The sequence below is a fragment of the Nocardia goodfellowii genome, assembly GCF_017875645.1.
GTDB classification, from domain to species: Bacteria; Actinomycetota; Actinomycetes; order Mycobacteriales; family Mycobacteriaceae; genus Nocardia; species Nocardia goodfellowii.
On the sequence record NZ_JAGGMR010000001.1, the window covers coordinates 5,246,457 to 5,271,157 of the forward strand.

Sequence of the window (24,701 nt, forward strand, 5' to 3'; positions counted from 1 at the left end):
TGGCCCCGGGCAGCCGGGGCCACAAGCGTTGGCGCGCAGCCTATTTCGGCGGGAACCGCAGTGCGCCGTCGAGCCGGATGACCTCGCCGTTGAGATAGTCGTTCTCCACGATCGACTGCACCAGTTGCCCGTACTCGGGCGAGCGTCCCATCCGGCGCGGATGGGGAACCTGCTTGCTCCAATGAACTTCCAGCTGCTCTGCCGCTTTGCCGTAGGCCGGGGTGTTGAAGGTGCCCGGCGCGATGGTGACCACGCGAATACCGAGTGGCGACAGATCACGCGCGGCCACCAGCGTCATGCCGACCACTCCACCCTTGGCGGCGGCGTAGGGCAGCTGCCCGATCTGGCCCTCGTAGGCGGCGATGGACGCGGTGTTGACGATGACGCCGCGCGAACCCTCGGCCAGCGCTTCTGTTCTGGCGATGGCCGCAGCGGACAGGCGCAGAACATTGAAGACCGCGGTCAGATAGAACTCGATGGTCGTGCGAAAACCTTCGAGCGGCAGCGGCGAGCCGTCCTTGCCGACCAGCCGGCCCCCGGCGGCCGGGCCGCCGTGGGTATCGACCGAAATCCGCAGCGGGCCCAGTGCTTCCGCGACCGCGATGGCGCCGAGCACCGATTCCTCGCTGGTGGCGTCGGTGTGGACGTAGTGGATGCCGAGCTCGGCCGCGAGCTCCTTGCCCTTGTCGTCGGCGACGTCGGCCACCACCACCTCGGCGCCGGCAGCGTGCAGCCGGCGCACAGTGGCCTCGCCCAAGCCGCCGGTACCGCCGACCACCAGGGCCGAGTTTCCCTTGATCCGCATCTCGCGTCCTCTCTTGCAATTACCACTCTCGTTCGGAGAGAATAACATTCTCATGAACATCAACACGATTCTCGAGATGGCCGCCGCGGATGCCGACCGGCCGGTGGTGACGGCCGCGGGCCGATCGCTGACCGCCGCCGAGCTGTCCGCCCTGGCCCGCCGCGCGGCCGGACGGTTCCGGGGCCATTCGGCGGTGCTCTACCTGGGCGTGAACCATCTCGCCTACCCGGTGGCCCTGTTCGGATCGGTGCTGGCGGGGGTGCCGTTCGTGCCGTTGAACTACCGGCTCGGTGCCGAGCAACTGGGCGCGCTGGTGGACCGCCATCCAGGGGCGCTGGTCCTGCGCGCCGAGGACCTGGACGACTTGGTGAAAACTGATGGGACACAGGCCGATACGGCGGAGTTCGAGCTGGATTGGGACGGCGAGAGCGTCGCAGTGATCATCTACACCAGCGGTACCACCGCCGCCCCCAAGGCGGCTCTGCTGCGCCACCGGCACCTCATGGCCTACATACTCAACACGCTCGAATTCGGTTCCGCGGCATCCTCGGACGCGACGCTGGTGTCGGTACCGCCCTATCACATCGCGGGCCTGACGAATCTGTTGTCGAACCTCTATACCGGTCGGCGCATCGTGTACCTCACCGCATTCGATCCGCGCGAATGGCTGGAAATCGTTCGGGCCGAGCGAGTTACCCATGCCATGCTGGTGCCCACCATGCTGGCCCGCATCGTCGGCGCGGTCGACGGCGCCGACGCGGGGACGCCCGGCCTGCGCAGCCTGGCCTACGGCGGATCGCGTACACCCCGGCCGGTCCTGGAGCGGGCGCTGCGGGTCTTCCCGCACACCGGTTTCGTCAACGCCTACGGGTTGACCGAAACGGCCTCATCGATCGCGCTGCTCGGACCCGAGGAACACCGCACCGCCTTCGCCGCCGCGGACCCGGCCGTGCGTGCCCGGCTGGGCTCGGTGGGCCGCGCCCTACCGGGTATCGAGATCCAGATCCGCACGGAGGCGGGCGAACTCGCCGAGCCCGGGGCGACCGGCCTGGTTTTCGCGCGCGGGGCACAGGTCTCCGGCGAGTACGGCGGGCGTAGCGTCCTGGACGCCGAAGGCTGGTTCCCCACCCGGGATCTCGGTTACCTCGACGCCGAGGGCTACCTCTTCATCGAGGGCCGCGCCGACGACACCATCATCCGGGGCGGCGAGAATATCGCGCCGGCCGAGATCGAGGACGTGCTGCTCGGGTATCCGGGCGTCACCGAGGCCGCGGTCATCGGGGTGCCGGATCCGGAATGGGGACAGCGCGTGGTCGCCGTTCTGGTCGGCGCCGGTGACCCGGAGGAGATCAAACGCTGGGTGAAGGGCCGCCTGCGTTCGTCCAAGACGCCCGACGCCATCGTGTTCCGGCCCGAACTGCCCAAGACCGAAACCGGAAAGCTGTTGCGCCGCAACCTGGTCGCCGAACTGGAGAGCACACATGCCTGAAGCAATCATCGTCTCCGCGCTACGCACACCCATCGGTACCGCCCGCCGGGGGGCTTTGCGCGACACCACCGCGTTCGACCTCGCCCGCCACGTGGTGACGGCTGCCGCCGCCGCGGTGGGCGGCCACCCGATCGACGACGTGATTCTGGGCGAGGGGCGTTACGGTGGCGGCGTCATCGCCCGGCACGCAGCGCTCACCGCCGGTCTCGACACCGTGCCGGGGCTGGCCCACAACCGGCACTGCGCCGCGGGGATGGCGGCGGTGCAGACCGCGGCGGCCGGCATTCGCGCGGGCATGGACGAGGTGATCATCGCCGGCGGGGTGAATTCCGATTCCACCGCGCCCAGAGCGCGCTTCCGGACCGGTCCCGAGGAATGGGCGGACCCGTGGGTCTCGCCCACCCATCCCGACCGGCCCGACGCCCCGAATCTCGACATGTCGATCACGGTCGGCTGGAACACGGCGGTGAAATACGGCCTGACCCGGGAAGAGCTGGACGCCTGGGCGTTACGGTCGCACCGTCACGCGATCGCCGCCATCGACGCGGGCCGCTTCGACGCCGAGATCGTCCCCATCGACACACCGCACGGGCGGTTCGCCGTGGACGAGCATCCGCGCCGCACCACCAGCGCCGAGAAGCTGGCCGCGCTCGCGCCATTGCATCCGGAGATCGAGGGTTTCAGCATCACCGCGGGCAATGCCTCCGGCGCCAACGACGCGGCCGCCGCGCTGGTCATCGCCAGCGACGCCACCGGCCTGCCGGCGCTGGGCACCATCCGGTCCTGGGCCTCGGCCGGTATCGATCCGGCGCTGACCGGATTGGCCCCGATCGCGGCCATCCGCAAAGCCCTTGCCCGCGCGGGCGTTTCGATCGGCGAGATCGACCTGTTCGAGATCAACGAGGCGTTCACATCGGTGCCGGTGGCGATGATCAAGGAGTTCGGCCTCGACCCGAGCCGGGTGAACGTGAACGGCAGCGGCTGCTCGCTGGGGCATCCGGTGGCGGCCACGGGCGCGCGGATGATCGTCACCATGGTGCATGAATTGCGCCGTCGCGGCGGCGGGCTGGGTCTCACGGCGCTGTGCGCGGGCGGCGGCATGGGCTCCGCGACGCTGATCGAGGTCCCGGCCCGTTGACCGACGCTGACCGATGAACGTCACCGAACTGGTGGCCGACGCGCGCGCGGGCTCGGCCCGCGCGGTGGGGCGGCTGTTGAGCCTGGTCGAGAGTCCGCGTCGCGCCGAGGTTTTGGCGGCCCTCGAGCCGGCCCGCGTGCGTGTCGTCGGCGTCACCGGCCCGCCCGGCGCGGGCAAGTCGACCACCATCGCGGCGCTGGTCGGGATCTACCGGCAGCAGGGCCTGCGCGTGGCCGTGCTCGCGGTGGACCCGTCCTCGCCCTACAGCGGCGGCGCCCTGCTGGGCGACCGCATCCGAATGGCGGCGCACATCAACGATCCCGGCGTGCTGATCCGCTCGGTCGCCACCCGCGGTCATCTGGGCGGCCTCGCTGAGGCGGTGCCCGCCGCCATCCGGCTGCTGGCGGCGCTGTCCTACGACCTGGTCCTGCTGGAAACCGTCGGCGTCGGCCAATCCGAGATCGAGATCGCCGCCCTGGCCGACCCGACCCTGGTAATCCTGAATCCCGGTGCGGGCGATGCCATTCAGGCCGCGAAGGCCGGGCTGCTCGAGGTCGCGGATCTGATCGTGGTGAACAAGGCCGACCGCGACGGCGCCGAGCAGACCGTGCGGGATCTACGGGCCGAAACCGACGCCCCCATCCTCGCACTCAGCGCCGCGCGCGGTGACGGTCTGCCCGCGGTGGTCCAAGCCATCGAAGCCCACCACCGCGCGGATACCCCGGCTCGCCGGACCGCTCGGGCACGTGCGCAAATCCTGTCCCTCGCGCAAACCCGCCTGCGTGTGCACCCGGACCTGGACCGGCTGGCCGGCGAAGTCGCCACCGGCCATGGCGATCCGTACGCCGCCGCGGAGCAACTGCTGCCGCCGCCGAACGGGGCCGGAGTGTGACACCCGGTCCGGCGGCGCACGCGGCCCTGAGCCGAAGCCGCGACGTTCGTGCGTAAGCGGTACCGGGCGGACGCCGAAGCGCGGCAAGCTGTTTCGACGGAGGTGGGGTCAGTTGGTGGAGCGGCTTGTGGCGGAACCGCTCGGGTTCATGGCCGGAACCGGAGCAGGGCTTCCTGCGCGAACGACGCGACGAGCGTGCCGTCGGCGGTGAGGACCTCACCGCGGCCGAAGCACCGTCCATGGGCGAGCACCGGGCTGTGGTGGCGCATGAGCAGCCAGTCGTCGACGCGGAACGGGCGATGGAACCAGACGGTGTGCGAGGTGGTGGCGGAGGTGAAGGCGGTGCCGTTGCCGCGCTGGCCGAAGCCGGCCATCGGGCGTAGGGCCGTGCCGATCAGATTGAGATCGGTGGCGTAGGCGATGAGGGCTTGACCGAGTTCCGCGCCTACCTCGGGTGTGCGCATCCACAGGTCGTAATCGGGCTCGTGCGCCGCGGGAGCGTCGAGATCGCCGATCGCGCGGGTCTCCCACGGTATGAGGTCGAGCCGCACGCGGTGCTCGGGGGCGAGCACCGGGGGCACCTGGGCGACGGTCTGATGTTCGGGCCCGTCCTCGGCGGCATGCATGGACACCGCCGCGGTGGCCACCACTTCACCCTTCTGCCGGGCGGTGATCGCCAAGGTCGCGAAAGAGCGTCCGCGGTGCTGGATCTGGACGACGTACCGCACCGGAGCGTCGCTCTTGCCCTCGCGGGCGAACAGCACGTGCGCGGACTTGACCGCCTTGTCGGGGCACGCGAGATCGGCCGCGCGCAAGAACTGGCCCAGCAACTGCCCGCCGAACAGACGGTGATACTCCAGATGCTGATTGGGCCCCTCGAAGGTGGCCAGGGTGCTGGGGCGATCCGCGGCCCTGGGCTTCGGATCGCCGTCGCGCGTCGGAGCGGTGCTCGGGTGCAACTCGAGGCAGGAAAGGAGATCGGTCCAGAGGTCGGGCATGCACCGATGTAATCACAATTCTCAGAAGATGAGAATAGGATTCTCGCTACTTGCCGCCCGCGAACCCGGTCGAGCAGAACTCCCACACCTCATTGGCGGTGATGGGGTGGATGGTCTCCTCGTCGGTGCTGCCGCTGGATTGCGCGGTGAACATGACCGTCTGCATGACGATCGCCGCCATGCGTTTCGGCTCGACGCCACGGCGTAGCTTGCCCGCCTCGGCCGCGTCGGACATCAGCTCGGTGAACAGCGCGAGTAGCGGCGCGTGCGCGACCTTGACCTGCGCGGGATGTGAAACCAGCAGGCGCGGTGCGAAATCGGTGAACAGCGGGCGCTGCGCGGTCGGGTCCGGGCGGCATAACTCGAACAGCAACTCGACCGCGACCTGGAGCCGGCCGAGTGGGTCCTTCTTACCTGCCGCGGCGGCGTTGATCTGATCGGCGGTGCGGACCAGGGCATCCTCGAAAAGGGCCAGGAGCAGCTCGTGTTTGCCGTCGAACTGCAAATAGAAGCTGCGTAGTGACTGGCGGGAACGCTCGACGATCTCCTGGACGGTGAAGTCGGTGGTGCCCTTTTCGGTGATGATTGCCTGGGCGGCATCGAGGAAGCGCTGGACCCGTTGCTCGGCACGCAGTTTCGCGCCGCGCAGCGAGCGCTCCACGGCGCGCTGCTTCCAGGCCGGCTCGTCGCTGGGAAGGGTCACGGCGCGACCGGTCCTGCGTCATGTGTGGAGAACATGATTGCACCTTACCGGAAACGCGCCTTGTTCTGATTGCTAGGGGGCGTGTGTCGGCTCCGCGTGAAACTCTTACTTTCCTCAAATGAGAATGCTATTCTCGCCGCAGATGTGCTCAGGCATGGCGAGGGAGGCCGGATGATCTTCGAGTTCGACTCGGATCAACGTTTGTGGCAGGAGACGGTGCGCGACGTCGTCGCCAAACGGTGCCCGCCGGCGGTGGTGCGGGCGATCGTCGACAACGGCGCGGATCCGGCCCCGGTCTGGCAGGCCTACGTCGAACACGGCTGGACCGAACTCACCGAACCGGAGCACACGGTCGAGCTGGCCATCGTGCTCGAAGAGCTCGGCCGCGCCACCGATCCCACGCCGTATCTGGCGACCATGACCCAATTCGCCCCGCTGGCACCGGAATTCGTGCGACCGGGTGAGACGGGTGCGGCGGTGCCGGACGGTGTACTCGCGTGCCGGGACGGCGCCGGATGGCGTTTGACGGGTACCGCCCGGCATGTGCTGGACGGAGATCGGGCCGATCGCCTGGCCGTGGTCACCGCCGCCGGAATCTTCGTGGTGCCCGCGGCAGCCGTCACCGCCGCGCGCACCGAGACCTTCGATCCGGTCGCGCATGTGGCGGAGGTTTCCTTCGACGACGTGCGGGTCGGCGACGCCGATCGCAGCATCGTCCAAGCACGCGACGCGCGTCCGGCCGCGCTGACCGGCCTGGCGCTGACCATGGTCGGAGCCTGCCAGCGCGTGTTGGACCTGGTGCTCGAGCACGTGCGCGGCCGAGAGCAGTTCGGTGTGCCGATCGGCGCCTTCCAGGCGGTGAAGCACAAGGCGGCCGATATGCACGTCGCCATCGAAAGAGCGCGCGTGCTGGCGTATTACGCCGCGCTGACCATCGCCGAGCACGATCCCGGCCGCGAACTCGCGGCGGCGATGGCCAAGGCGGCGGCCGGTGAATGTCAGTCGCTGGTGTTCCGCCATGGCGTGCAACTCTTCGGCGCCATGGGTTTTACCTGGGAAAACGATGTGCAGTTCGCGCTCAAGCGGGCCAAGTTCGGCGAGCTGCTGCTCGGCGGCGCGGCCGTGCACCGGGCGCTGATCGCCGAGGAGTACCGTGCAACTCACCTTTGATCCCGACGTCGAGGCCTTCCGCGCCGAATTCGTCGCCTTCCTGACCGAGCACCTGCCCGATCCCGCCGCCGTCGCGCAGCGCTCTCGTTCCAGTGCCGACGTGCCGCCGTGGGCGCGGCAGTGGCAGCGGCTGCTGTTCGACAACGGCTGGCTGCTGCCGGGGAATCCGCCCGAATTCGGCGGCCGCGACGCGACGCTGCTACAGCAGTACGTGCATTTGCGGGAATTGTCGAAGCGGCGGATCTATCACAGTTTCAATCCGCAGGGGCTCGGGATCATCGCGGCCTCGCTGCTGACCTTCGGCACCCCGGAGCAGAAGAAGCAGTGGGCCGCACCGATCTTGCGGGCCGAGATCACCGCCGCGCTCGGGATGAGTGAGCCGGCGGCCGGATCGGATCTGGCGTCACTGCGGACCCGCGCCGTCCTCGACGGCGAGCATTTCGTGGTGAACGGGCAGAAGGTGTGGACCTCCGGCGCGCACAACGCGGACGTGCTGCTCACCTTCGTCCGCACCGACCCGGACGCGCCCAAACACAAGGGCATCAGTGTGCTGCTGATCCCCACCGATACGCCCGGCGTGACCCGGCGGCCGTTCGCCTCCGCCTGTGCGGCGGACGATCTCGACTTCAACGAGGTCTTCTTCGAGGACGTGCGGGTACCCGCGGCGAACCTCGTCGGGGACTTGCACGGCGGCTGGAAGGTCGCCACCGGCTCCCTCGGCCACGAGCGCACGCTGCTGTGGCTGAGCTTCGCCGATCGGCTCGAGGATCTGGTGGCCGATTCCCGGCCGCGGACCGCGCTGGACCGGGACCGCTACGCGACCTTGGTGCTGGATCTGCAGGCGCTGCGGCTGCTCGGTTCGGCCGCGCTGGGCCGCGAAGCCCGTGGGCAGCAAGATGTTCCGGCGCTGTCGGTGCTCAAACTCCTCGGCTCGGAGGCGGTGCAGTCCGCGTCGGAGGCGGCCCTGAACGCCGCCGGCGTCGAGGGGCTGCATCATCCCGCCATGACGGGGCCGTATACCCCGATGAGTATCGAGCATTTCACCAGCAGCTGGTTCGAGCGCTACCTGCGCAGTTTCGCGGGAACGATCGCCGGCGGCACCTCAGAGATTCAACGCAACATCATCGCCGAGCGCGTGCTCGGTCTTCCACGAAGCTGAAAAGGGTTCCACCATGCGCATTTCCCTTCGCCCGGCCGTCACCGCGTGTTGTCTGGCCGCACTCACCGCCACGGCGATCGCGGGCTGTGGATCCGACGACTCGGCCGCCCCGGCGAGCTCCGCGGCGTCCTCGGCCACGAGTTCCGCGGCCGCGACCAGTAGTGCGGCGAGTTCGGCGGCCGACACCAAGGCCGTCACCGACGCCTACGTGACGTTCTTCAACGGTCAGACCCCGGCCGCCACCCGCGCCGGACTGGTCGAGAAGGGCGCTGCCTTCCAGCAGGCCCTCGACGGAATGGCGGCCAACCCGCAGGCAGCTGGTACGAGCGTCACGGTCGCGGAGGTGAAGTTCGGCGACAGCAGTCACGCCGACGTCAAATACACCCTGCTGCTCAACGGGAACCCGGTGCTGCCCGACCAGTCCGGTCAGGCGGTCAAGGAATCCGGGCAGTGGAAGGTCGCGGCCGCGACCTTCTGTGCGCTGCTCGCCATTCAGAGCGGCGGCCAGACGACGGTCTGCTGAGCCCGCCGGAAATCGATGGTGCAATCGAAGGAACCAGAGTGAAATCGCAGCAAATACTCGTCGGGCTGGTGGCGGCGCTGCTGCTGGTCACAGGATGTGGCGGGCGCAGCGCTCCGGGCACCGAGGAGACCACGGCGGCCCAGGGCGCGACCTCGGGCGACTTCGGCGATCTGACGGGCGTGTGCGGGCCGGGTAAACCCAGCAGCGCGTCGGCGCAAGGGGTCACGGCCGCGGAGATCAAGATCGGTGTCTTCTCCGATATGGGGTTCACCAAGAACTCCGAATTCGTGGACGCGGCAAAGGTATTCACCTCGTGGTGTAACGCCGCGGGCGGCATCGGCGGCCGCAAGATCGTCACCACGACGCGCGACGCCAAGCTGATGGAAGTCCGGCAGCGCATGCTCGACGCGTGCCGCGAGGATTTCGCACTCGTGGGCGGCGGCGCCGCGCTCGACGCCCTGGGCGCCAAGGAACGGCTGTCCTGCCTGTTGCCCGACTTCCCGGGCCAGATCTCCCAGCAGCAGAACGTGCAATCGGATCTGCAGTACAACGCCTCGGCCAGCGCCTATGTGAACTACTTCCAGTACACCGGCTACTACCAGTGGCTGTTGAAGGAAGCGCATCCGGGCTCGGCCGCGGCGGTCGGGATGATCAACGGCGATTCGCCTGTCACCAAGGTGATGGGGGAGAAGTTCGCGGAGGCGATGCGGGCCGGGGGCGCGACATTCGTCTACAACGATCTGTATCCGGCCAGCGGCGTCGCGGACTGGACGCCCTATGCGCAGGCCCTCAAGAGCAAGGGCGTCAAAGGGCTGATGTTCCTGGGTGACTGGCGCCAGCTGACCAAGCTGGAGGACGTCCTCACCGGCATGGATTACAAGCTGGACTGGATCGACGCCAACAACAGCGCCTACAACAAGTCGTTCCTGGAGAACGCGGGCCGATCGCTGAGCTACCAGAACAACTACGCCGATCTCGGCGGTACGGTCCCGGCCGAGAGCCCGAGCTCGTCTCCGGCCACGCAGCAGTTGCTCGAGTTGTATAAGAAATACGCCCCGCAGGCGGATATCACCATGGCCGCCATGCGCGCGTTCTCGGCCTGGCTGTTGTTCGCGAAGTCCGCGGGCAGTTGCGGTGATCAACTCACCCGTGCCTGCTTGATCGCCGCGGCCGCCAAGGAAACCGCCTGGACCGGAGGCGGATTGAACGCGCCCAACGTCGTCGCGGACCGGGAGACGCCGCCCAAGTGCTTCAACGTGGTGCAGGCCACCGCGCAGGGCTGGAAGCCCGCTGATTTCAAGCCGAATCAGGGCCACTTCCGCTGCGACGTCCCGGCCTATCGCTACACCGGCGCCTACGACCGACCGTTCACCCTCGCCGATGTCGGCAAGAACATGAGCGACGTCAAGTAATGGAACAGTTCCTCACCTTCGGGCTGGTGGGTCTGAGCACCGCCGCCATCTATGCCGTGATCGGCAGCGGCCTGGTGCTCACCTACACCACGACCGGCGTCTTCAACTTCGCGCACGGCGCGGCGGGGATGATGGCTGCCTTCAGCTACTGGCAGTTGACCGTCGGCTGGGGCGTTCCGGTCGCGCTGGCGCTGCCGCTCGTCTTGCTGGTGGCGGCACCGCTGTCCGGGCTGGTGGTGGAACGGGCGATGCGCACGGTGCAGCGCCTGGGCGAGGCCGAGCGTCTGGTGATGACGGTGGCTTTGCTGAGCGGGCTGATCGCGGCGGCGCGCTGGATCTGGGATCCGAACAAGGCCCGCACCCTGCCGGCCTTCTTCGCCGAGTCCGCGCCGCTGCGACTGGGGTCGGCGACCATCAGCTGGCATCAGGCCCTCACCATGGCGGTGGCCGTCGCCGTCGCGATCGGCTTGCGGCTGTTGCTGTTTCGCACCCGGACCGGCGCCGAGATGCGCGCCGGCGTGGACGACCGGGCGCTGGCCGGATTGACCGGCGCCGATCCGGTGCGGGCCAATCGGGTGGCCTGGATCCTGGGTATCGAGCTGGCGGCGATCGGCGGCATCCTCATCGCGCCGATGGTGAATCTGGACGCGGCGCAGCTGTCGTTGCTCATCGTGAGCGCTTACACCGCAGCCGTTTTCGGTCGGCTGCGCAGCCTGCCGATGACCTTCCTCGGCGCGGTGGTGGTCGGCTGCCTGGAGAGTTACCTCGCCGGCTATCTGCCGCAGAACGCGTATCTGCCCGGCCTGCGGCTGGCCGCGCCCGCGCTGCTGCTGTTCCTCGCGCTGCTGGTGTTCCCGCACGGCCGGTTGCGCGGCCGCGACCGGCAACTGAGTCAGGTGCCCGCGCCGACCCTGCGCGGCACGCTGGTGTTCGGGGCGGTGGTGGTGCTGTTCGGCCTCGTCCTGGCCACGGTGCTCGGGGAATCCGATCTGATCAGTTACGGGCGGATCTTCGCCTTCGGTGTGATCGCGCTGTCGTTCGTGCCACTGGCCGGGTACGCCGGTCAGCTGTCGCTGTGTCAATTGAGCATGGCGGGCATCGGTGCGATCGCCTACGCGCATCTGGGACCACACGGACAGGCTTGGGCGCTGCCGGCGGCCGTCCTGATCGCGGCGGCGGCCGGGGCGGTGATCGCCCTTCCCGCCCTTCGGCTTTCGGGTGTCTATCTGGCCTTGGGCACCGCCGCGTTCGCGGTGGTGCTGGACCGCTGGATCTTCACCCTGCCCGCGTTCGACGTGCTCGGTGTCCGAATCGCGCTGTTCGACCAGGGCTCGATCGAGCTGACCGGGCCGGGGCTGTGGGGCGCGCGTCTGGACACCACCGCGGAGATCACGGTGTTCGCCGCCGTCTGCCTGGCGCTGGCCGGACTCGGGGTGGTCTTGCTGCGCCGCGGGCGATTCGGCCGCCGGCTCATCGCATTGCGCGACAGCGAGGCCGCCTACGCCACGCTGGGCGGCAACCTCCTCCTGGCCAAGGTGTCGGTGTTCGCGCTGTCGGCGGGCATCGCCGGGCTCGGCGGCGCGCTGTACGGCATGCAACTGCGCTCGGTCACCGCCGAACAGTTCAATTTCGTCGCGGGGTTGCCGATCTTCCTGGTCGCGGTCTTCGCCGGGCTGGGCGCCATCGGCACCGGATTGTTCGTCGGCGTGGCGCTTTTCGGCCCGCTCACCGCGATCCCCGCCCTGTGGCCCTCGACCCACAACATCGTCGAGGTGGTGCCCGCGCTGGCCGGAATCGCCTTCGGCGGCGGCGTGGTGCGGGCGGGTGCGGTGGCACGGATGCGCGCGGGCTGGGATCCGGTGTTTTGGGACCGCCCTGCGCTGGGGTTGCTGCTCGGTGTGCCCGTGCTGCTGTGGTTGCTGCGGTTGGCCGAGGTGATCGACGGCTGGGTGCTGTTCTGGGGTTCGCTGATCGCCGCGTTGGCGGTCCGGAGCTGGGCGCGGTCCCGGCAGCGCCCGCGCACGGAACCCGATGTGCCGGTGGAGTGGTGGGGTGTGCGCCGGCCGTGGCGCACCCAGGATCGGGAGGTGCTGGACCATGCCGTCACTACTGCGGGTTGAGGGCGTGCGCGTCACCTTCGGTGGCCGCCACGCCCTGGACGGGGCCGGGCTGCGGGCCGAACGTGGCCGGATCACCGGATTGATCGGACCGAACGGGGCCGGCAAGAGCACCCTGTTCGACGTCATCTGCGGACTGCGGCGGCCCACCGCGGGCAGCGTCCGGCTCGACGGCCGCGACATCACCCGGATGGGACCGACCCGGCGCGCCCGCCACGGCCTGGCGCGCACGTTCCAGCGCCTGGAACTGTTCGGCCGGTTGACGGTGCGTGACAATCTGCTCGTCGCAGCGGAATTGGGGCCGCGCCGCCGCACGGCCGGCGCCACCGTCACCGGCATCATCGACCGGCTCGGGCTCAGCGGCGTGGCCGATACCTGCGCCGACGAACTGCCCACCGGTTCCGCGCGCCTGGTCGAAGTCGGGCGCGCCATGGCGGCGCAGCCCAGCCTGCTACTGCTCGACGAACCCGCCGCCGGTCAGGACGGCGCGGAGACCGAGCGGTTCGCGGCGCTGTTGCGGTCGCTGGCGGCCGACGGCACCGCGGTCGTGCTCGTGGAGCACGACATGGGTCTGGTCATGAGCGTCTGCGACGAGGTGTTCGTCCTGGACCTCGGCAAGGTGATCTCCTCGGGTCCGCCCGAGGTGATTCGCCGGGACGAGACCGTGCTCGCCGCCTATCTGGGGGACATATGAGTCCGCTGCTCGAACTGCGAAGTGTGCGTGCGGCTTACGACGCCATCACGGTGCTGCACGGCGTCGACCTCGCGGTGGCGCCGGGGCAGGTGGTGGCGCTGCTGGGACCCAACGGCGCGGGCAAGACCACGACATTGCAGGTCGCCGCGGGCGTGCACCCGGTCGCATCCGGCCAACTGCTGCTCGGGGGCCGCGACGTCACCGGCGTGAGCCCCCGCGATCTGGCCCGCGCCGGCGTCTGCCTGATACCCGAGGGCCGCGGCGTGTTCCCGAACCTCTCGGTGCGGGACAACCTGCTGATGATGACCTTCACCGGTCACCCGCTGGCGCGCATCGAGGAGATCGCGTACACGCGGTTCCCCATCCTCGCCCAGCGGGCCGGTCAGATCGCCGGCACCATGTCCGGCGGCGAACAGCAGATGCTCGCCCTGGCCCGCGGTCTGGCCACCGAACCCGCCGTGCTGCTGCTCGACGAATTGTCCATGGGTCTGGCCCCTTTGGTGGTCGGCCAACTCTACGACCAGGTCGCCGAGATCGCGCGAACCGGCGTGGCCGTGCTGATCGTCGAGCAGTTCGCGTCCGCCGTTCTCGATATCGCCGACCAGGCCGCGGTGCTGGTGCGCGGGCAGATCGAACACCAGGGCAGTCCGGGCGACGGACTGCGTGAGGAATTGGCCGCTCTCTATTTAGGAAGTTCCGTATGACCGAGACACGCGCGGACCGCTTCGTCCGCGAGATAGCCGAATTGAAGATCCCGGACCCGGCCGCCGGCCGCAGCGGCCTGTGGCTCCGCCTGGGCATCGCGCTGCTGGTCGGCGGACCGGTACTGACCGCGGTCGCATACCTGATGTCGCACAACACTTCCGATCCCTTGGCCCAGCGCGACGCGATCATCATCGCGCTCGCGGGCATCGCGGTCAGCGTGGTGGGGGCCGCGGTGTTCCTGCGTTATTCGCTGACCGGCGTGCTGCGTTTCTGGATGGCTCGCCAGTCCTTCGACCTGGCCCAGCTCGCGGATCGGTTGCCCGGAAAGGAGATAGAGCATGACAGCATCGCCACTACGGCCCGGTGAGCAACTCGCCAGCACCGTCTGCGGGACCCGGGTGGTCGCCGTGCGGGTCCCGGCCACCGGGGCTCCCGAGCTGACCTGCGGCGGCGCGCCGATGGTGTCGGCCGCCGGCGCACCCCGGGCGGAACCGGACACCGGGGCGGCGGTGACGCTGATCGGCAAGCGCTACGTCAATGCCGACGAGTCGGTCGAAGTGCTGTGCACCGCGTCCGGATCGGGAGCGCTGAGCTGCGACGGCGCACCGATGACCATCAAGGCCGCCAAACCTTTGCCGGCGTCGGACTGATCGGTTGCGAGTCAACGTGCAGGAGTTGATATGTCCGGAGGTATGAGTTTCGAACTGACCGAGGATCAGGAATTGATCCGTAAGTCGGTTCGCGAACTGCTGAAGAAGTTCGACGACAACTATTGGTCGGCGAAGGACCGGGCACACGAATTCCCGACCGAATTCTATGAGACCGTCGCCCGCGGCGGCTGGCTGGGCATCACCATTCCGGAGGAGTACGGCGGTCACGGCTTGGGTATCACCGAGGCCTCGCTGCTCGCCGAAGAGGTGTCGCGTTCCGGCGGCGGCATGAACGCCGCGAGTTCCATTCACATGTCGATTTTCGGCATGCAGCCCGTGGTCGTGCACGGCTCCGCGGAACTCAAACAGCGCACGCTGCCGCGCATCGCCCGGGGCGATCTGCATGTGTGTTTCGGCGTGACCGAACCGGGTGCGGGCCTGGACACCACCCGCATCACCACTTTCGCGCGCCGCGACGGCGAGCACTACGTGGTCAACGGCCGGAAGGTGTGGATCTCCAAGGCGCAGGAGTCGGAGAAGATCCTGCTGCTGACGCGCACCCGGCCTTACGACGAGGTGGCCAAGAAGACCGACGGAATGACGCTGTTCCTGACCGATCTGGACCGCGCGCACGTCGATATCCGGCCGATCGCGAAAATGGGCCGCAACGCGGTCAGTTCCAACGAACTGTTCATCGACGATCTGCGGATCCCGGTGGCGGACCGGGTCGGCGAAGAGGGCCAGGGGTTCAAATACATCCTCGACGGCTTGAACCCGGAGCGGATGCTGATCGCGGCCGAAGCGCTGGGTCTGGGCCGGGTAGCGCTCGATCGCGCCGTGAAATACGCGAACGAACGGGTGGTCTTCGACCGGCCCATCGGCATGAACCAGGGCATCCAATTTCCCCTGGCCGATTCCCTGGCCCACCTCGACGCGGCGGAACTGATGCTGCGCAAGGCGACCTGGCTCTACGACAACGGAAAGCCCTGCGGGCGTGAGGCGAACACCGCCAAATACCTGTGCGCCGACGCCGGTTTCGCCGCGACCGACCGGGCGCTGCAGACACACGGCGGTATGGGTTACGCGGAGGAGTACAACGTGGCCCGGTATTTCCGGGAGGCGCGCGTCATGAAAATCGCCCCGATCAGCCAGGAAATGATCCTGAACTATCTGGGATCGCACACTTTGGGAATGCCGAGGAGCTACTGATGCCCAGCAGGAACGGACTTTTCGATCTCACCGGGCGCGCGGCGCTGGTGACCGGCGCGGCCGGCGGCATCGGTTCCGCGGTCGCCGCGGCGCTGGCCGAAGCCGGGGCGGCGGTGCTGGTCACCGATATGAACGGGGCGGGGGCGGCGGTGGTCGCGGAGAAGATCGTCGCGAACGGCGGTGTGGCACAGAGTTTCGCCCTGGATGTGTCCGATCGTGCGGCCGCCGACGCGGCCGTCGCGCGGGCTGCCGCGCTCGCGGGCGGCGCCTTGCACATCGTGGTCAACAACGCGGGTGTGACCGACCCGGCGATGTTCGCCGCCACCACCGCGGAGTCGGTGCGGCGGCTGTTCGAGATCCACGCGGTCGGCACGTTCACCTGTTCGCAGGCCGCGCTACCGCACATGCCGACGGACGGCACCGGGCGCATCATCAATGTCACCTCCTCGGCCGGGATCGTCGGCACGCTGGGCCAGATCAATTACTCCGCCGCCAAGGCCGCCATCATCGGCATGACCAAATCGCTGGCCCGGGAGCTGGCGCGGAAACAGATCCTGGTGAACGCGCTCGCGCCGCTGGCGGCGACGCCGATGACGACCACCATCCGCACCGACGAGAAGTTCGCCGCCCAGATGCTGAACCGAATCCCGTTGCGGCGCTGGGCCGAGCCGGCGGAGGTCGCCGGGGCGTTCGTGTTCCTGGCCTCGGACGCGGCGTCGTTCATCACGGGCCAGGTGCTGCCGGTAGACGGCGGCATGGTGATGTGATGGACGCCCCCGCGCCCGGCGGCGCGGCGCCCGCGGCGTTCTCGGATGCGCGCGGGCCGCTGGCCGGCGTCACCGTGATCGCGTTGGAGCAGGCGGTCTCCGCGCCCATGTGCACCCGCACGCTCGCCGATTTCGGCGCGCGCGTGCTCAAGATCGAGAACCCGGACGGCGGTGATTTCGCCCGGCACTACGACGAGGTGGTAGCGGGGCAGGCCGCGCATTTCGTGTGGGTCAACCGGGGCAAGGAGTCGGTGACCCTGGACCTGAAATCGGCTGCGGGAGCAGACCTTCTGCACCGGCTGCTCGCCAGGGCGGACATCCTGGTATCGAATCTCGCGCCGGGCGCGACAGGCCGGCTCGGGCTCGCGCCCGCGGATCTGGCCACCCGGCATCCGCACCTGATCGCCGTGGAGATCGATGGTTTCGGCACGGGCGGGCCGCTCTCGCACAAGCGCGCCTACGATCTGCTGGTGCAGGCCGAGGCGGGTGTCTGCGCGGTGACCGGCTTTCCGGGCGCTCCCGCCAAACCGGGGCCGCCGGTCGCGGATGTGACGACGGGACTGTATGCGGCGCTGGCGATTCTGGCCCAGCTGTGCGGGCGCCTGCGCGCCGGTCCCGGGCCGGGGGCGCGTATCGCGGTGAGCCTGTTCGACACCATGGCCGAGGTGATGGGCTATCACCTCACCTATGCCCGGCACACCGGAGTCGACCAGCAGCCGCTCGGCATGAGTTCACCGGCGGTGTCACCGTACGGTTCCTACGCCACCGCCGATGGCCAGACGGTAGTGCTCGGCACCACGAACGACCGGGAATGGCAGCGCCTCGCCCGCGAGCTCCTGCAACGCCCGGACTTGGCCGAGGACGCGCGATTCCGCGCTAATCCGGGCCGGGTCCGGCATCGCGCGGAACTGGACGCGGCGATCGGCGATTGGTGTCTGCGGCACGACCTGGCCGCGATCCAGAAGGCGGCCGACGCCGCGGGCATCGGCAACTCCCGCTACAACCTGCCCAGCGACGTGCTCGATCATCCGCAACTGGTGGCACGGGACCGGTGGCGCACCATCGACACCCCGGCCGGCCCCATCCCGTCCCTGCTGCCGCCCGCCATCGTGGCGGGTTTCGATCCACCCATGGGCGCGGTTCCGGGTCTGGGCCAGCACACCGACGCGGTGCTGGCCGAATGGGGTTACGACGCCGCGGAAATCGCCGAGCTGCGGGCACGAGGCGCGATCGGCAGCACCTACCGCACTTGAATCGACTGTGGGAGAACGACTATGACCGACGAACCCGACCTGCTGGTCGACGACCGCGACGGAGTGCGGACGCTGACGCTGAATCGTCCGCGCCGTAAGAACGCCGTCACCTGGGAGATGTGGGCGCGGCTGCGCGACGCGTTGATCGCCGCGGGCGATGATCCGGGCGTTCGCGTGCTGGTGCTGACCGGCGCGGGCGGGGCGTTCTGCTCGGGCGCCGATGTGTCGGTGCTGACCGCCGGACATCCGGCGCGGAAGATGCGGTTGCTCAGCCAGGTGGCGCTGCAACTGCAAGAGTTGCCGATGCCCGCCATCGCGAAGGTGAACGGTGTCGCCGTGGGTGCGGGCTGGAACCTGGCGCTGGGCTGCGATCTCGTCGTTGCCACCCCGGAATCCACGTTTGCGCAGATCTTCGCCCGGCGCGGGCTGTCGGTGGACCTCGGCGGATCCTGGCTGCTGCCGAAGCTGGTCGGCCTGCAACAGGCCAAACGTCTTGCGCTGCTGGCCGACACGATCGACGCGGCCCAGGCGCGCGAGCTGAATCTCGTCACGTGGGTGGTGCCGGGCCAGGAGATCGACGGCTTCGTAGATGATCTCGCCACCCGCCTGGCCGCAGGCCCACCCGTGGCTTTGGCGCAAACGAAAGCACTGCTCAACGAGGGCGCGGGTGGCGATCTGCGTACCGCGCTGGCCGCCGAGGCCAGGGCCCAGGGCGTCAACTTCGCGACCGCGGACGCACCGGAAGCCTTCGCGGCCTTCACCGAGAAGCGAGAACCGCGCTTCTCCGGCGGCTGGACCTTGGACGAGGTCGCGAGCAATCCCGTTCCGGAACAGGAGAGAACACATGCGTGAAGTAGTGATCGCCGAGGCGGTCCGCACCCCGGTGGGCAAACGCAACGGCGGATTGTCCGGCATGCACGCGGCCGACTTGTCCGCGGTCGTGCTGAACGCGCTGGTAGACCGGACCGGCATCGATCCCGCGGTGGTCGACGACGTGGTGTGGGGCTGCGTGTCCCAGATCGGCGACCAATCCAGCAATATCGGTCGCTACGCGGTGCTCGCGGCGGGCTGGCCCGAGAGCATCCCCGGCACGACGGTCAACCGCGCGTGCGGATCCAGCCAGCAGGCCCTGGATTTCGCGGCCCAGGCGGTCATGTCCGGCCAGCAGGACGTAGTGGTGGCGGGCGGTGTCGAGGTGATGAGCCGGGTGCCGCTGGGCGCGGCGAAAGCAGGCGGAAGTCCGTACGGGCCGAAAGCTCTTGCCAGATATGACGATTTCTCGTTCAACCAAGGTTTGTCCGCAGAGCTGATCGTGCGCAAGTGGGGTTTCTCCCGGACCCGGCTCGACGAGTTCTCGGTCATGTCGCACGAGCGGGCCGCCGCCGCTCAGGACAGCGGTGCTTTCGACGCCCAGATCGTTCCCGTGGCCACCGATGCCGGGACCGTCACAGCGGACGAGGGCATTCGCCGGGGTACCACCGTGGCGAAACTGGCCGGACTGAAGCCGGCCTTCGACGCGGACGGAACCATCCACGCGGGCAACTCGTCCCAGATCTCGGATGGCGCGGCGGCACTGCTGGTCACCACGCCCGAGCGCGCCCGGGAATTGGGCCTGACCCCTATCGTGCGGTACCGGGCGGGCGCGGTGGCGGGCTCGGATCCGGTGCTCATGCTCACCGGGCCCATTCCGGCCACCGAGAAGGTGCTGGGCAAGGCCGGAATCGCCCTGGGCGAGGTCGGCGTCTTCGAGGTCAACGAGGCGTTCGCGCCGGTCCCCCTGGCCTGGCTCGCCGAAACCGGCGCCGACCCCGCCCTATGCAATCCGCTGGGCGGAGCGATCGCCCTCGGGCATCCGCTGGGCGGATCGGGCGCGGTGCTGCTGACCCGAATGGTTCATCACATGCGCGACAACGGAATTCGCTATGGCCTGCAAACCATGTGCGAGGGCGGCGGCACCGCCAACGCCACCGTCGTCGAACTCGTGTCCTGAAGGAGGCGTGCCATGCGCAGGGATATCTACACCCCGGATCACGAGGCGTTCCGGCAGCTCGCCCGCGAGTTCATCGACAAGGAAGTCGTGCCGAACTACCCGGCTTGGGAGCGGAGCGGGCAGATGCCGCGCGCGGTCTTCGAACAACTCGGCGCGCTGGGACTGCTCGGCACCGCGATCCCGGAGGAGTTCGGGGGAGCGGGGCTACGCGACTACCGCTACAACGCGGTGCTCCAAGAAGAAGCGCAGCGGGCGCTGGTCACGCTGAGCACCGTGCGCACCCAGATCGACGTCATCCTGCCGTACTTCCTCGAATACGCGAATGCCGAACAGCGGCAACGCTGGTTTCCCGGTTTGGCCTCGGGCCGGTTGCTCACGGCCGTGGCCATGACCGAGCCGGGGACCGGTTCGGATCTGGCGGGCATGCGCAGTACCGCGCGCCGTGACGGCGACGAGTATGTGCTCACCGGCGCGAAGACCTTCATCACCGGCGGCTTGCTCGCCGATCTGGTGGTCGTGGTCGCCCGCACCGCCACCGATCCGGACGACCGTCGCGCCGGACTCACGCTGCTGGTGGTGGAGCACGGCATGCCCGGGTTCGAGAAGGGGCGGGTGCTGGAGAAGATGGGCTGCAAGGTCCAGGACACCGTCGAGCTGTCCTTCGACAATGTCCGGGTGCCGGTGGCCAATCGATTGGGCGAAGAAGGCGCGGCCTTCGGCTACCTCGGCCACAATCTGCCCCAGGAACGCATGACGGTGGCCGTCGGATCGGTGGCGCAGGCACGCGCGGCGCTCACCGCGACCATCGAATACGTGCGGGAGCGCAAGGCCTTCGGGACTCCGGTCGCCTCGTTCCAGAACACCAAATTCGAACTGGCCGCCATGTCGACCGAGATCGAGGCCGCCCAGGCGATGGTCGACAACGCGGTGGTGGAGCTGGTGGCCGGCCGGCTTTCCGGTCCGGACGCCGCCCGGGTGAAACTCTTCGCGACCGAGGTCCAAGCCCGCGTCGTCGACCGCTGCCTGCAATTGTTCGGCGGCTACGGCTACATGATGGAATACCCCATCGCCCGCCTGTACACCGACGCCCGGGTGGCCCGGATCTACGCGGGGACCAGCGAAGTCATGAAGGTCATCATCGCGAAATCACTGGGCGTCTGAACCCGGACTCCGTCGGCGACCGGCGCGCTCCAGCCCACCGATCAGCGACTCCAAGGAGCCGAGGTCCGCGCCGAGGCCGGCCATGGTGGCGCGGATCTCGGCGAGGTCCTTGGCGAGGAATTCGCGCACGGCCGTGGCGAACTCACCGATCGAACCGCGTGCCGCCGCTCCGGCGAGAGCGCGGCCACCCGCGCTGCCGTGCGGCAGTGCGCGCAACACCGTCGCCTCGTCGAGCCCGAATCGGTCCGCGAGACGGACGATCTCGGTCAGCACGCCGAGTTGCGCGGCGAACGCGGCGTTGTTGAGCAACTTCACCCGCTGCCCGGAACCGAGCGGGCCGACGTGCAAGACCGGGTCGGCGTAGCAGCTCAGCGCCGGCCGGGCCCGGCGCACGGCCGCGTCGGCGCCGCCGGTGAAGACGGTCAGCGTGCCCGCCGCGATATCGTGCGGTCCGCCGCTGACCGGGGCGTCGAGCACCTCGACAAAGTATGACGCGGCGCGTTCGGCCACGGCCGTCATGGTGTGCGGACCGGCCGTCGTGTGCACGACGAGTACCGATCCGGGCGACATGGCCGGGAGCAGATCGCCGTCCAGGCACACCGCCCGCACCTGCTCGTCGGTGAAGACGCAGATCACCACCACCTCCGCGCCGGCGCCGATCCGGGCCGCCGTCGCGGATACCGAGGCTCCGGATTTCCTCAGTGCCGCATGCTTTTCCGGGTCCCGTGCCAGCACCTGGACTTCGTGCCCGGCGGCGAGCAGGCGGGCGACCATGGGCGCGCCCATCCGCCCGGCCCCGACGAATCCGACTCGCATCGGGCTTCCTCAGTGGCCGAGTAGCCGGTCCATGACCGCCAGGGTGTCCTGCGCGGCCTCGAAGACGACGCCCTGCTCCGCGCCCGCTCGGGCCGCCAGATCAGCGGCCAGGCCGACGTCTTTGCGCAGCAGTCCGGCCGCGTGCTGAGCGATGCTGTCGAGCCCGCCGCTCGCGGCGACGCGACCCAGCGCGAAACTGTTCGCGGTGCCCTGCGAGATGAGCTCGCCCAAGCGGTTCGGCTCGAGCCCGAGACTTTCTCCGAGCCGGAGCGTGCTCACCGCGGTGGCGAGATTGGCGGTGAACAGCAGATTGTTGATGATCTTGGTGACCTGGCCCGCGCCGACGTCACCGAGATGGACCACCAACCGGGCATAGCTGTCGAACACCCGGCGGCAGCGCCGCAGGACTGCCTCGTTACCGCCGACCATGACCAGCAGCGCGCCCGCGGCGGCGGCCGGACCGCCGCCGCTGACCGGGGCGTCGAGCAGCGAAATGCCCTGGGCGCGAGCCGTTTCGGCGAGTTCGATGCAGGTGTCGGGATGGACGGTGCTGTGCACGGCGATCACGCCGCCGGGCCGCAGTCCGGCCAGCACGCCGTCGGGCCGGGTGAGGATCTCCCGCACATCGGCGTCGGAGACCACGCACAGGCACACGAGGTCACTGGCGGCGGCGAGTTCGGCCGGGGAGCCCGCGAAGGCCGCGCCGCTGTCGCGGAACGGTTCCAGCGCCGCCGGCCGCCGGGCCCAGAGGGTGGTGGGGTGCCCGGCCTCGGCGATCCGGCGAGCCATCGGCCCGCCTTGAATCCCGAGCCCGATGAATCCGACCCGCATCAGTATTCCTCCGTGATCGCCTCGACCGGTGGTGCGGCCGATTCGACGGCCGCTTCCTGTTCCTGCGCGCAGTCGGGCGCCTCGGTGTCGGGCCGCCAGCACACGGCCAGCAGGGCGGCCGTCGCCGCGACGCCGAGCCCGAGCGCGACCGCGCCGCCACCCCATCCGGTGACCTCGATACCGGCGAGCCGATCCAGCGACCAGCGCCCCGGTCCCAGCACGCCGAGGGCGAGCGCCGCCGTCGCGAGCACCAGCACGTACTCGTATCCCTCCCGGAACACGAAGAAGCCGTTGCCCCGGTGCGCGAGCAACCCGGCGACGAGCATCACCGAGAGCACCGCCGCACTGGCCGGCGCGGTCAGTAGCCCGAGCACGAGCAGCGCGCCCGCGCCGATCTCGGTGATCACGCTGAACCAGGCTTGCGCCGTCGGGAAGCGCAGCCCGAGCCCGCCGAACCAGCGGGCGGTACCGGCGATCCGGCCGCCGCCGAGCCAGTGGTTGACTCCGTGCGCGATCATGGTGCCGCCCACTACCAGCCGCACCAGCAGGAGGACGAGATCCGCCGCCATCGGTTCACCTCCCGTCACTAGGTATTCCGGCCGCCGTTGACGCCGAGGATCTGCCCGGTGATGTACCCGGCCTCCTCGGAGATCAGGAACGCGCAGGCTGCGGCGATGTCCTCGGGCTGTCCGACCCGCCGCACCGGAGTGCGCTCGATATGGTCTTGGACGCTGCCGCCGAGTAGCCGCTTCTCTTCCGCGCCGCGCAACATCGGGGTGTCGATGAAACCCGGCGGCACCGCGTTGACGGTGATCCCCGACGGGCCGAGTTCCAGCGCGAGCGCCTTGGTCAGACCGTTCACCGCCGATTTGGCCGCGACGTAGTGCGCCATGAACGGCTGACCCGAATGCGCGCTGGAGGACGAGATATTGACGATCCGGCCCCAGCCGGTGTCCAGCATGTCCGGCAGCACGGCCTGCACGCAGTGGAAGACGCCATGCAGATTCACCGCGATGACCTGCTGCCACTCCTCGAAGGAGAGGGCGGCGAATCGCTTGAACCCCTCCACGCCCGCGGCGTTGACCAGAACGGTTACCGGGCCCAGCTTTTCGCGGATGGCGGCATGCGCGTCGACGACCTGGACCGGATCGGTGACATCGGCGGTGAAAGCCAGATCGTCGTCATAGGATCGGCGTAGATCCACGGTGGCCACCGAATAGCCGTCCGCGCGTAGTCGTTTCGCGACCGCCGCGCCGATGCCGGACGCGCCGCCGGTGACGATCGCGGTCTTCGTCGCGGTCATCCCCAGGCCTCCTCGCCCGCGATGGTGGTGCGGTGCATGGTGCGCCGTGAGGCCGGGTCGTAGGGCAGGGCCCGGTGCAGCATGCCGGTGTTGTCCCAGATCACGACGTCGTCGACGGCCCATTCATGGGTGTAGCGGAACCGCTCCTGCGCGGTCCACTCCAGCAGCTCGTCCAGGATGGCCCGGCTTTCACCGGGGTCCATGCCGACGATGTGGTCTGCGGTCGCCCCGATCACCAGGGACCGGCGGCCGTCGCGGCGTTGCCAGACTAGGGAGGTCTCGTGGCTGCGCAGCCGTCGCCAGGCCGCGACTTCCTGCTCGGAGGGGTCCGGGTGCGTGAGTCGTTGCGCCGCTTCGAAACTGTGCACCACCCGCAGTTGTTCGTAGCGCTTCTGCTCCTGCTCGGGCAGGGCCTCGAACGCGGCGTAGGTACTGGCGAATTCGGTGCCGCCGCCGGTCATCGCCACGTGCCGGGCGGTGAGCATGGTCGCCTTGGCCGGCACCTCGTTGGTGGTGTCGTCGATGTGCCAGTGGAACGTGCTCTTGAGGTATTCGGCCGAGGGCTGCACGGCCGGGTCGAGGGAGATCTTGAAGATCTCCTTGCCGGCCGGAGCGAGCACCGTGCCGAGTCGCCGGCTGAAGGCCAGTTGCGCCTCGTCGTCGAGGTGCAGTCCCCGGATCAGCAGGACGCCTCGCCAGGTGAGTGCCTCCAGGCAGCGGCTGATCACGGTTTCGTCGAGCAGGTTCTCGACGCCCGTGACCTCCACGCCCAGAGCTGGGCTCAGCGCTCTCGTGTGGATCACAAGAATCTCCCTTCCATCATTGGAGAACGGTACTCTCGCAAATCTCATCCGGGCAAGTCCCCGGCGCGGCGCCGGGCAGCGGCTGGTGTGGGCTGACGGCCTGGTGATCGCGA

The 24,701-nt window shown here is 69.1% G+C and carries 26 protein-coding genes; 18 read left to right on the top strand and 8 right to left on the bottom strand.

Going from position 1 to position 24,701, the window contains the following annotated elements; all coding sequences use genetic code 11:
* Window positions 1-40 precede the first annotated feature (40 nt).
* Window positions 41-805: an SDR family NAD(P)-dependent oxidoreductase gene (locus BJ987_RS24115; protein WP_209894340.1), complete on the bottom strand. Its 765-nt coding sequence runs from the start codon at window positions 803-805 to the stop codon at window positions 41-43.
* Between the two features lie 52 nt (window positions 806-857).
* Here BJ987_RS24115 and BJ987_RS24120 point away from each other — a divergent pair, with 52 nt between their 5' ends.
* The 3 genes from BJ987_RS24120 to meaB are packed head-to-tail and all read left to right on the top strand — an operon-like array spanning window position 858 to window position 4,324.
* Window positions 858-2,294 carry a class I adenylate-forming enzyme family protein gene (locus tag BJ987_RS24120; protein WP_209894344.1) on the top strand — a complete coding sequence of 479 codons (1,437 nt, stop codon included), beginning with the start codon at window positions 858-860 and terminating at the stop codon, window positions 2,292-2,294.
* The gene (locus tag BJ987_RS24125; RefSeq protein WP_209894346.1) at window positions 2,287-3,432 is read left to right on the top strand and encodes a thiolase family protein; all 1,146 of its coding nucleotides are present in this window, start codon (window positions 2,287-2,289) and stop codon (window positions 3,430-3,432) included. Before BJ987_RS24120 ends, BJ987_RS24125 begins: the two co-directional genes overlap by 8 nt.
* 13 nt (window positions 3,433-3,445) lie before the next feature.
* Complete coding sequence (meaB, locus tag BJ987_RS24130) at window positions 3,446-4,324, top strand: methylmalonyl Co-A mutase-associated GTPase MeaB (protein ID WP_209894349.1); 879 nt, start codon at window positions 3,446-3,448, stop codon at window positions 4,322-4,324.
* Between the two features lie 146 nt (window positions 4,325-4,470).
* On the opposite strand, the gene BJ987_RS24135 is transcribed toward meaB, so the two are convergent.
* Together BJ987_RS24135 and BJ987_RS24140 are read right to left on the bottom strand one after the other, a co-directional pair.
* A complete protein-coding gene (locus BJ987_RS24135; RefSeq protein ID WP_209894352.1) occupies window positions 4,471-5,322 on the bottom strand; it encodes an acyl-CoA thioesterase in 852 nt (283 codons plus the stop codon).
* A gap of 46 nt (window positions 5,323-5,368) precedes the next feature.
* Window positions 5,369-6,025, bottom strand: a complete 657-nt coding sequence (locus tag BJ987_RS24140) for a TetR/AcrR family transcriptional regulator (RefSeq protein ID WP_209894355.1) — start codon at window positions 6,023-6,025, stop codon at window positions 5,369-5,371.
* Between the two features lie 171 nt (window positions 6,026-6,196).
* Between BJ987_RS24140 and BJ987_RS24145 the strand changes: the two genes are divergently transcribed.
* Genes BJ987_RS24145 through BJ987_RS24215 form a run of 15 tightly spaced genes read left to right on the top strand, consistent with a single transcriptional unit; the run spans window position 6,197 to window position 20,835 of the window.
* The gene (locus BJ987_RS24145; protein WP_209894358.1) at window positions 6,197-7,195 is read left to right on the top strand and encodes an acyl-CoA dehydrogenase family protein; all 999 of its coding nucleotides are present in this window, start codon (window positions 6,197-6,199) and stop codon (window positions 7,193-7,195) included.
* Entirely contained in the window at window positions 7,179-8,354 is a 1,176-nt protein-coding gene (locus tag BJ987_RS24150) for an acyl-CoA dehydrogenase family protein (RefSeq protein WP_209894361.1), read from the top strand. Before BJ987_RS24145 ends, BJ987_RS24150 begins: the two co-directional genes overlap by 17 nt.
* A 13-nt stretch (window positions 8,355-8,367) precedes the next feature.
* On the top strand, window positions 8,368-8,877 hold the full coding sequence (locus BJ987_RS24155) for an MTB12 C-terminal domain-containing protein (protein ID WP_209894364.1): 510 nt from the start codon (window positions 8,368-8,370) through the stop codon (window positions 8,875-8,877).
* A gap of 38 nt (window positions 8,878-8,915) precedes the next feature.
* On the top strand, window positions 8,916-10,289 hold the full coding sequence (locus BJ987_RS24160; protein ID WP_307869739.1) for an ABC transporter substrate-binding protein: 1,374 nt from the start codon (window positions 8,916-8,918) through the stop codon (window positions 10,287-10,289).
* Entirely contained in the window at window positions 10,289-12,409 is a 2,121-nt protein-coding gene (locus BJ987_RS24165; RefSeq protein WP_209894366.1) for a branched-chain amino acid ABC transporter permease, read from the top strand. Before BJ987_RS24160 ends, BJ987_RS24165 begins: the two co-directional genes overlap by 1 nt.
* Window positions 12,387-13,100, top strand: a complete 714-nt coding sequence (locus BJ987_RS24170; RefSeq protein WP_209894369.1) for an ABC transporter ATP-binding protein — start codon at window positions 12,387-12,389, stop codon at window positions 13,098-13,100. Before BJ987_RS24165 ends, BJ987_RS24170 begins: the two co-directional genes overlap by 23 nt.
* Window positions 13,097-13,804 (top strand): ABC transporter ATP-binding protein, encoded by a 708-nt coding sequence (locus BJ987_RS24175; RefSeq protein ID WP_209894372.1) that lies wholly within the window; start codon window positions 13,097-13,099, stop codon window positions 13,802-13,804. Before BJ987_RS24170 ends, BJ987_RS24175 begins: the two co-directional genes overlap by 4 nt.
* Window positions 13,801-14,172 carry a hypothetical protein gene (locus BJ987_RS24180; protein ID WP_209894375.1) on the top strand — a complete coding sequence of 124 codons (372 nt, stop codon included), beginning with the start codon at window positions 13,801-13,803 and terminating at the stop codon, window positions 14,170-14,172. The genes BJ987_RS24175 and BJ987_RS24180 overlap by 4 nt, the downstream gene beginning before the upstream one ends.
* Window positions 14,144-14,455 carry a hypothetical protein gene (locus BJ987_RS24185; protein ID WP_209894378.1) on the top strand — a complete coding sequence of 104 codons (312 nt, stop codon included), beginning with the start codon at window positions 14,144-14,146 and terminating at the stop codon, window positions 14,453-14,455. The genes BJ987_RS24180 and BJ987_RS24185 overlap by 29 nt, the downstream gene beginning before the upstream one ends.
* Before the next feature lie 30 nt (window positions 14,456-14,485).
* On the top strand, window positions 14,486-15,664 hold the full coding sequence (locus BJ987_RS24190) for an acyl-CoA dehydrogenase family protein (protein WP_209894380.1): 1,179 nt from the start codon (window positions 14,486-14,488) through the stop codon (window positions 15,662-15,664).
* A complete protein-coding gene (locus tag BJ987_RS24195; RefSeq protein ID WP_209894382.1) occupies window positions 15,664-16,431 on the top strand; it encodes an SDR family NAD(P)-dependent oxidoreductase in 768 nt (255 codons plus the stop codon). The genes BJ987_RS24190 and BJ987_RS24195 overlap by 1 nt, the downstream gene beginning before the upstream one ends.
* Complete coding sequence (locus BJ987_RS24200) at window positions 16,431-17,684, top strand: CaiB/BaiF CoA transferase family protein (protein WP_209894385.1); 1,254 nt, start codon at window positions 16,431-16,433, stop codon at window positions 17,682-17,684. Before BJ987_RS24195 ends, BJ987_RS24200 begins: the two co-directional genes overlap by 1 nt.
* A gap of 21 nt (window positions 17,685-17,705) precedes the next feature.
* Window positions 17,706-18,536, top strand: a complete 831-nt coding sequence (locus BJ987_RS24205) for an enoyl-CoA hydratase/isomerase family protein (protein ID WP_209894389.1) — start codon at window positions 17,706-17,708, stop codon at window positions 18,534-18,536.
* Window positions 18,529-19,674 carry a thiolase family protein gene (locus BJ987_RS24210; RefSeq protein WP_209894392.1) on the top strand — a complete coding sequence of 382 codons (1,146 nt, stop codon included), beginning with the start codon at window positions 18,529-18,531 and terminating at the stop codon, window positions 19,672-19,674. Before BJ987_RS24205 ends, BJ987_RS24210 begins: the two co-directional genes overlap by 8 nt.
* A gap of 12 nt (window positions 19,675-19,686) precedes the next feature.
* On the top strand, window positions 19,687-20,835 hold the full coding sequence (locus tag BJ987_RS24215) for an acyl-CoA dehydrogenase family protein (RefSeq protein ID WP_209894394.1): 1,149 nt from the start codon (window positions 19,687-19,689) through the stop codon (window positions 20,833-20,835).
* Here BJ987_RS24215 and BJ987_RS24220 read toward each other — a convergent pair.
* The 5 genes from BJ987_RS24220 to BJ987_RS24240 are packed head-to-tail and all read right to left on the bottom strand — an operon-like array spanning window position 20,821 to window position 24,588.
* Window positions 20,821-21,651: an NAD(P)-dependent oxidoreductase gene (locus BJ987_RS24220; RefSeq protein ID WP_209894397.1), complete on the bottom strand. Its 831-nt coding sequence runs from the start codon at window positions 21,649-21,651 to the stop codon at window positions 20,821-20,823. The genes BJ987_RS24215 and BJ987_RS24220 overlap by 15 nt on opposite strands.
* A gap of 9 nt (window positions 21,652-21,660) precedes the next feature.
* Window positions 21,661-22,482 (bottom strand): NAD(P)-dependent oxidoreductase, encoded by an 822-nt coding sequence (locus tag BJ987_RS24225; RefSeq protein WP_209894400.1) that lies wholly within the window; start codon window positions 22,480-22,482, stop codon window positions 21,661-21,663.
* Window positions 22,482-23,051, bottom strand: coding sequence for a DoxX family protein (locus BJ987_RS24230; RefSeq protein ID WP_209894403.1), 570 nt, complete (start codon window positions 23,049-23,051; stop codon window positions 22,482-22,484). Before BJ987_RS24230 ends, BJ987_RS24225 begins: the two co-directional genes overlap by 1 nt.
* A gap of 17 nt (window positions 23,052-23,068) precedes the next feature.
* Complete coding sequence (locus tag BJ987_RS24235; protein WP_209894406.1) at window positions 23,069-23,785, bottom strand: SDR family NAD(P)-dependent oxidoreductase; 717 nt, start codon at window positions 23,783-23,785, stop codon at window positions 23,069-23,071.
* Window positions 23,782-24,588, bottom strand: a complete 807-nt coding sequence (locus tag BJ987_RS24240; RefSeq protein ID WP_209894409.1) for a TauD/TfdA dioxygenase family protein — start codon at window positions 24,586-24,588, stop codon at window positions 23,782-23,784. The genes BJ987_RS24235 and BJ987_RS24240 overlap by 4 nt, the downstream gene beginning before the upstream one ends.
* Between the last annotated feature and the right edge of the window lie 113 nt (window positions 24,589-24,701).

Bases quoted from the DNA above. Each gene is read 5' to 3' on its own strand.
- meaB (WP_209894349.1), top strand. From the start codon at position 3,446: ATGAACGTCACCGAACTGGTGGCCGACGCGCGCGCGGGCTCGGCCCGC.
- BJ987_RS24170 (WP_209894369.1), top strand. From the start codon at position 12,387: ATGCCGTCACTACTGCGGGTTGAGGGCGTGCGCGTCACCTTCGGTGGC.
- BJ987_RS24230 (WP_209894403.1), bottom strand. From the start codon at position 23,051: ATGGCGGCGGATCTCGTCCTCCTGCTGGTGCGGCTGGTAGTGGGCGGC.
- BJ987_RS24190 (WP_209894380.1), top strand. From the start codon at position 14,486: ATGTCCGGAGGTATGAGTTTCGAACTGACCGAGGATCAGGAATTGATC.
- BJ987_RS24200 (WP_209894385.1), top strand. From the start codon at position 16,431: ATGGACGCCCCCGCGCCCGGCGGCGCGGCGCCCGCGGCGTTCTCGGAT.
- BJ987_RS24205 (WP_209894389.1), top strand. From the start codon at position 17,706: ATGACCGACGAACCCGACCTGCTGGTCGACGACCGCGACGGAGTGCGG.
- BJ987_RS24215 (WP_209894394.1), top strand. From the start codon at position 19,687: ATGCGCAGGGATATCTACACCCCGGATCACGAGGCGTTCCGGCAGCTC.
- BJ987_RS24180 (WP_209894375.1), top strand. From the start codon at position 13,801: ATGACCGAGACACGCGCGGACCGCTTCGTCCGCGAGATAGCCGAATTG.
- BJ987_RS24155 (WP_209894364.1), top strand. From the start codon at position 8,368: ATGCGCATTTCCCTTCGCCCGGCCGTCACCGCGTGTTGTCTGGCCGCA.
- BJ987_RS24135 (WP_209894352.1), bottom strand. From the start codon at position 5,322: ATGCCCGACCTCTGGACCGATCTCCTTTCCTGCCTCGAGTTGCACCCG.
- BJ987_RS24115 (WP_209894340.1), bottom strand. From the start codon at position 805: ATGCGGATCAAGGGAAACTCGGCCCTGGTGGTCGGCGGTACCGGCGGC.
- BJ987_RS24125 (WP_209894346.1), top strand. From the start codon at position 2,287: ATGCCTGAAGCAATCATCGTCTCCGCGCTACGCACACCCATCGGTACC.
- BJ987_RS24195 (WP_209894382.1), top strand. From the start codon at position 15,664: ATGCCCAGCAGGAACGGACTTTTCGATCTCACCGGGCGCGCGGCGCTG.
- BJ987_RS24175 (WP_209894372.1), top strand. From the start codon at position 13,097: ATGAGTCCGCTGCTCGAACTGCGAAGTGTGCGTGCGGCTTACGACGCC.
- BJ987_RS24120 (WP_209894344.1), top strand. From the start codon at position 858: ATGAACATCAACACGATTCTCGAGATGGCCGCCGCGGATGCCGACCGG.
- BJ987_RS24145 (WP_209894358.1), top strand. From the start codon at position 6,197: ATGATCTTCGAGTTCGACTCGGATCAACGTTTGTGGCAGGAGACGGTG.
- BJ987_RS24185 (WP_209894378.1), top strand. From the start codon at position 14,144: ATGACAGCATCGCCACTACGGCCCGGTGAGCAACTCGCCAGCACCGTC.
- BJ987_RS24225 (WP_209894400.1), bottom strand. From the start codon at position 22,482: ATGCGGGTCGGATTCATCGGGCTCGGGATTCAAGGCGGGCCGATGGCT.
- BJ987_RS24210 (WP_209894392.1), top strand. From the start codon at position 18,529: ATGCGTGAAGTAGTGATCGCCGAGGCGGTCCGCACCCCGGTGGGCAAA.
- BJ987_RS24165 (WP_209894366.1), top strand. From the start codon at position 10,289: ATGGAACAGTTCCTCACCTTCGGGCTGGTGGGTCTGAGCACCGCCGCC.
- BJ987_RS24220 (WP_209894397.1), bottom strand. From the start codon at position 21,651: ATGCGAGTCGGATTCGTCGGGGCCGGGCGGATGGGCGCGCCCATGGTC.
- BJ987_RS24235 (WP_209894406.1), bottom strand. From the start codon at position 23,785: ATGACCGCGACGAAGACCGCGATCGTCACCGGCGGCGCGTCCGGCATC.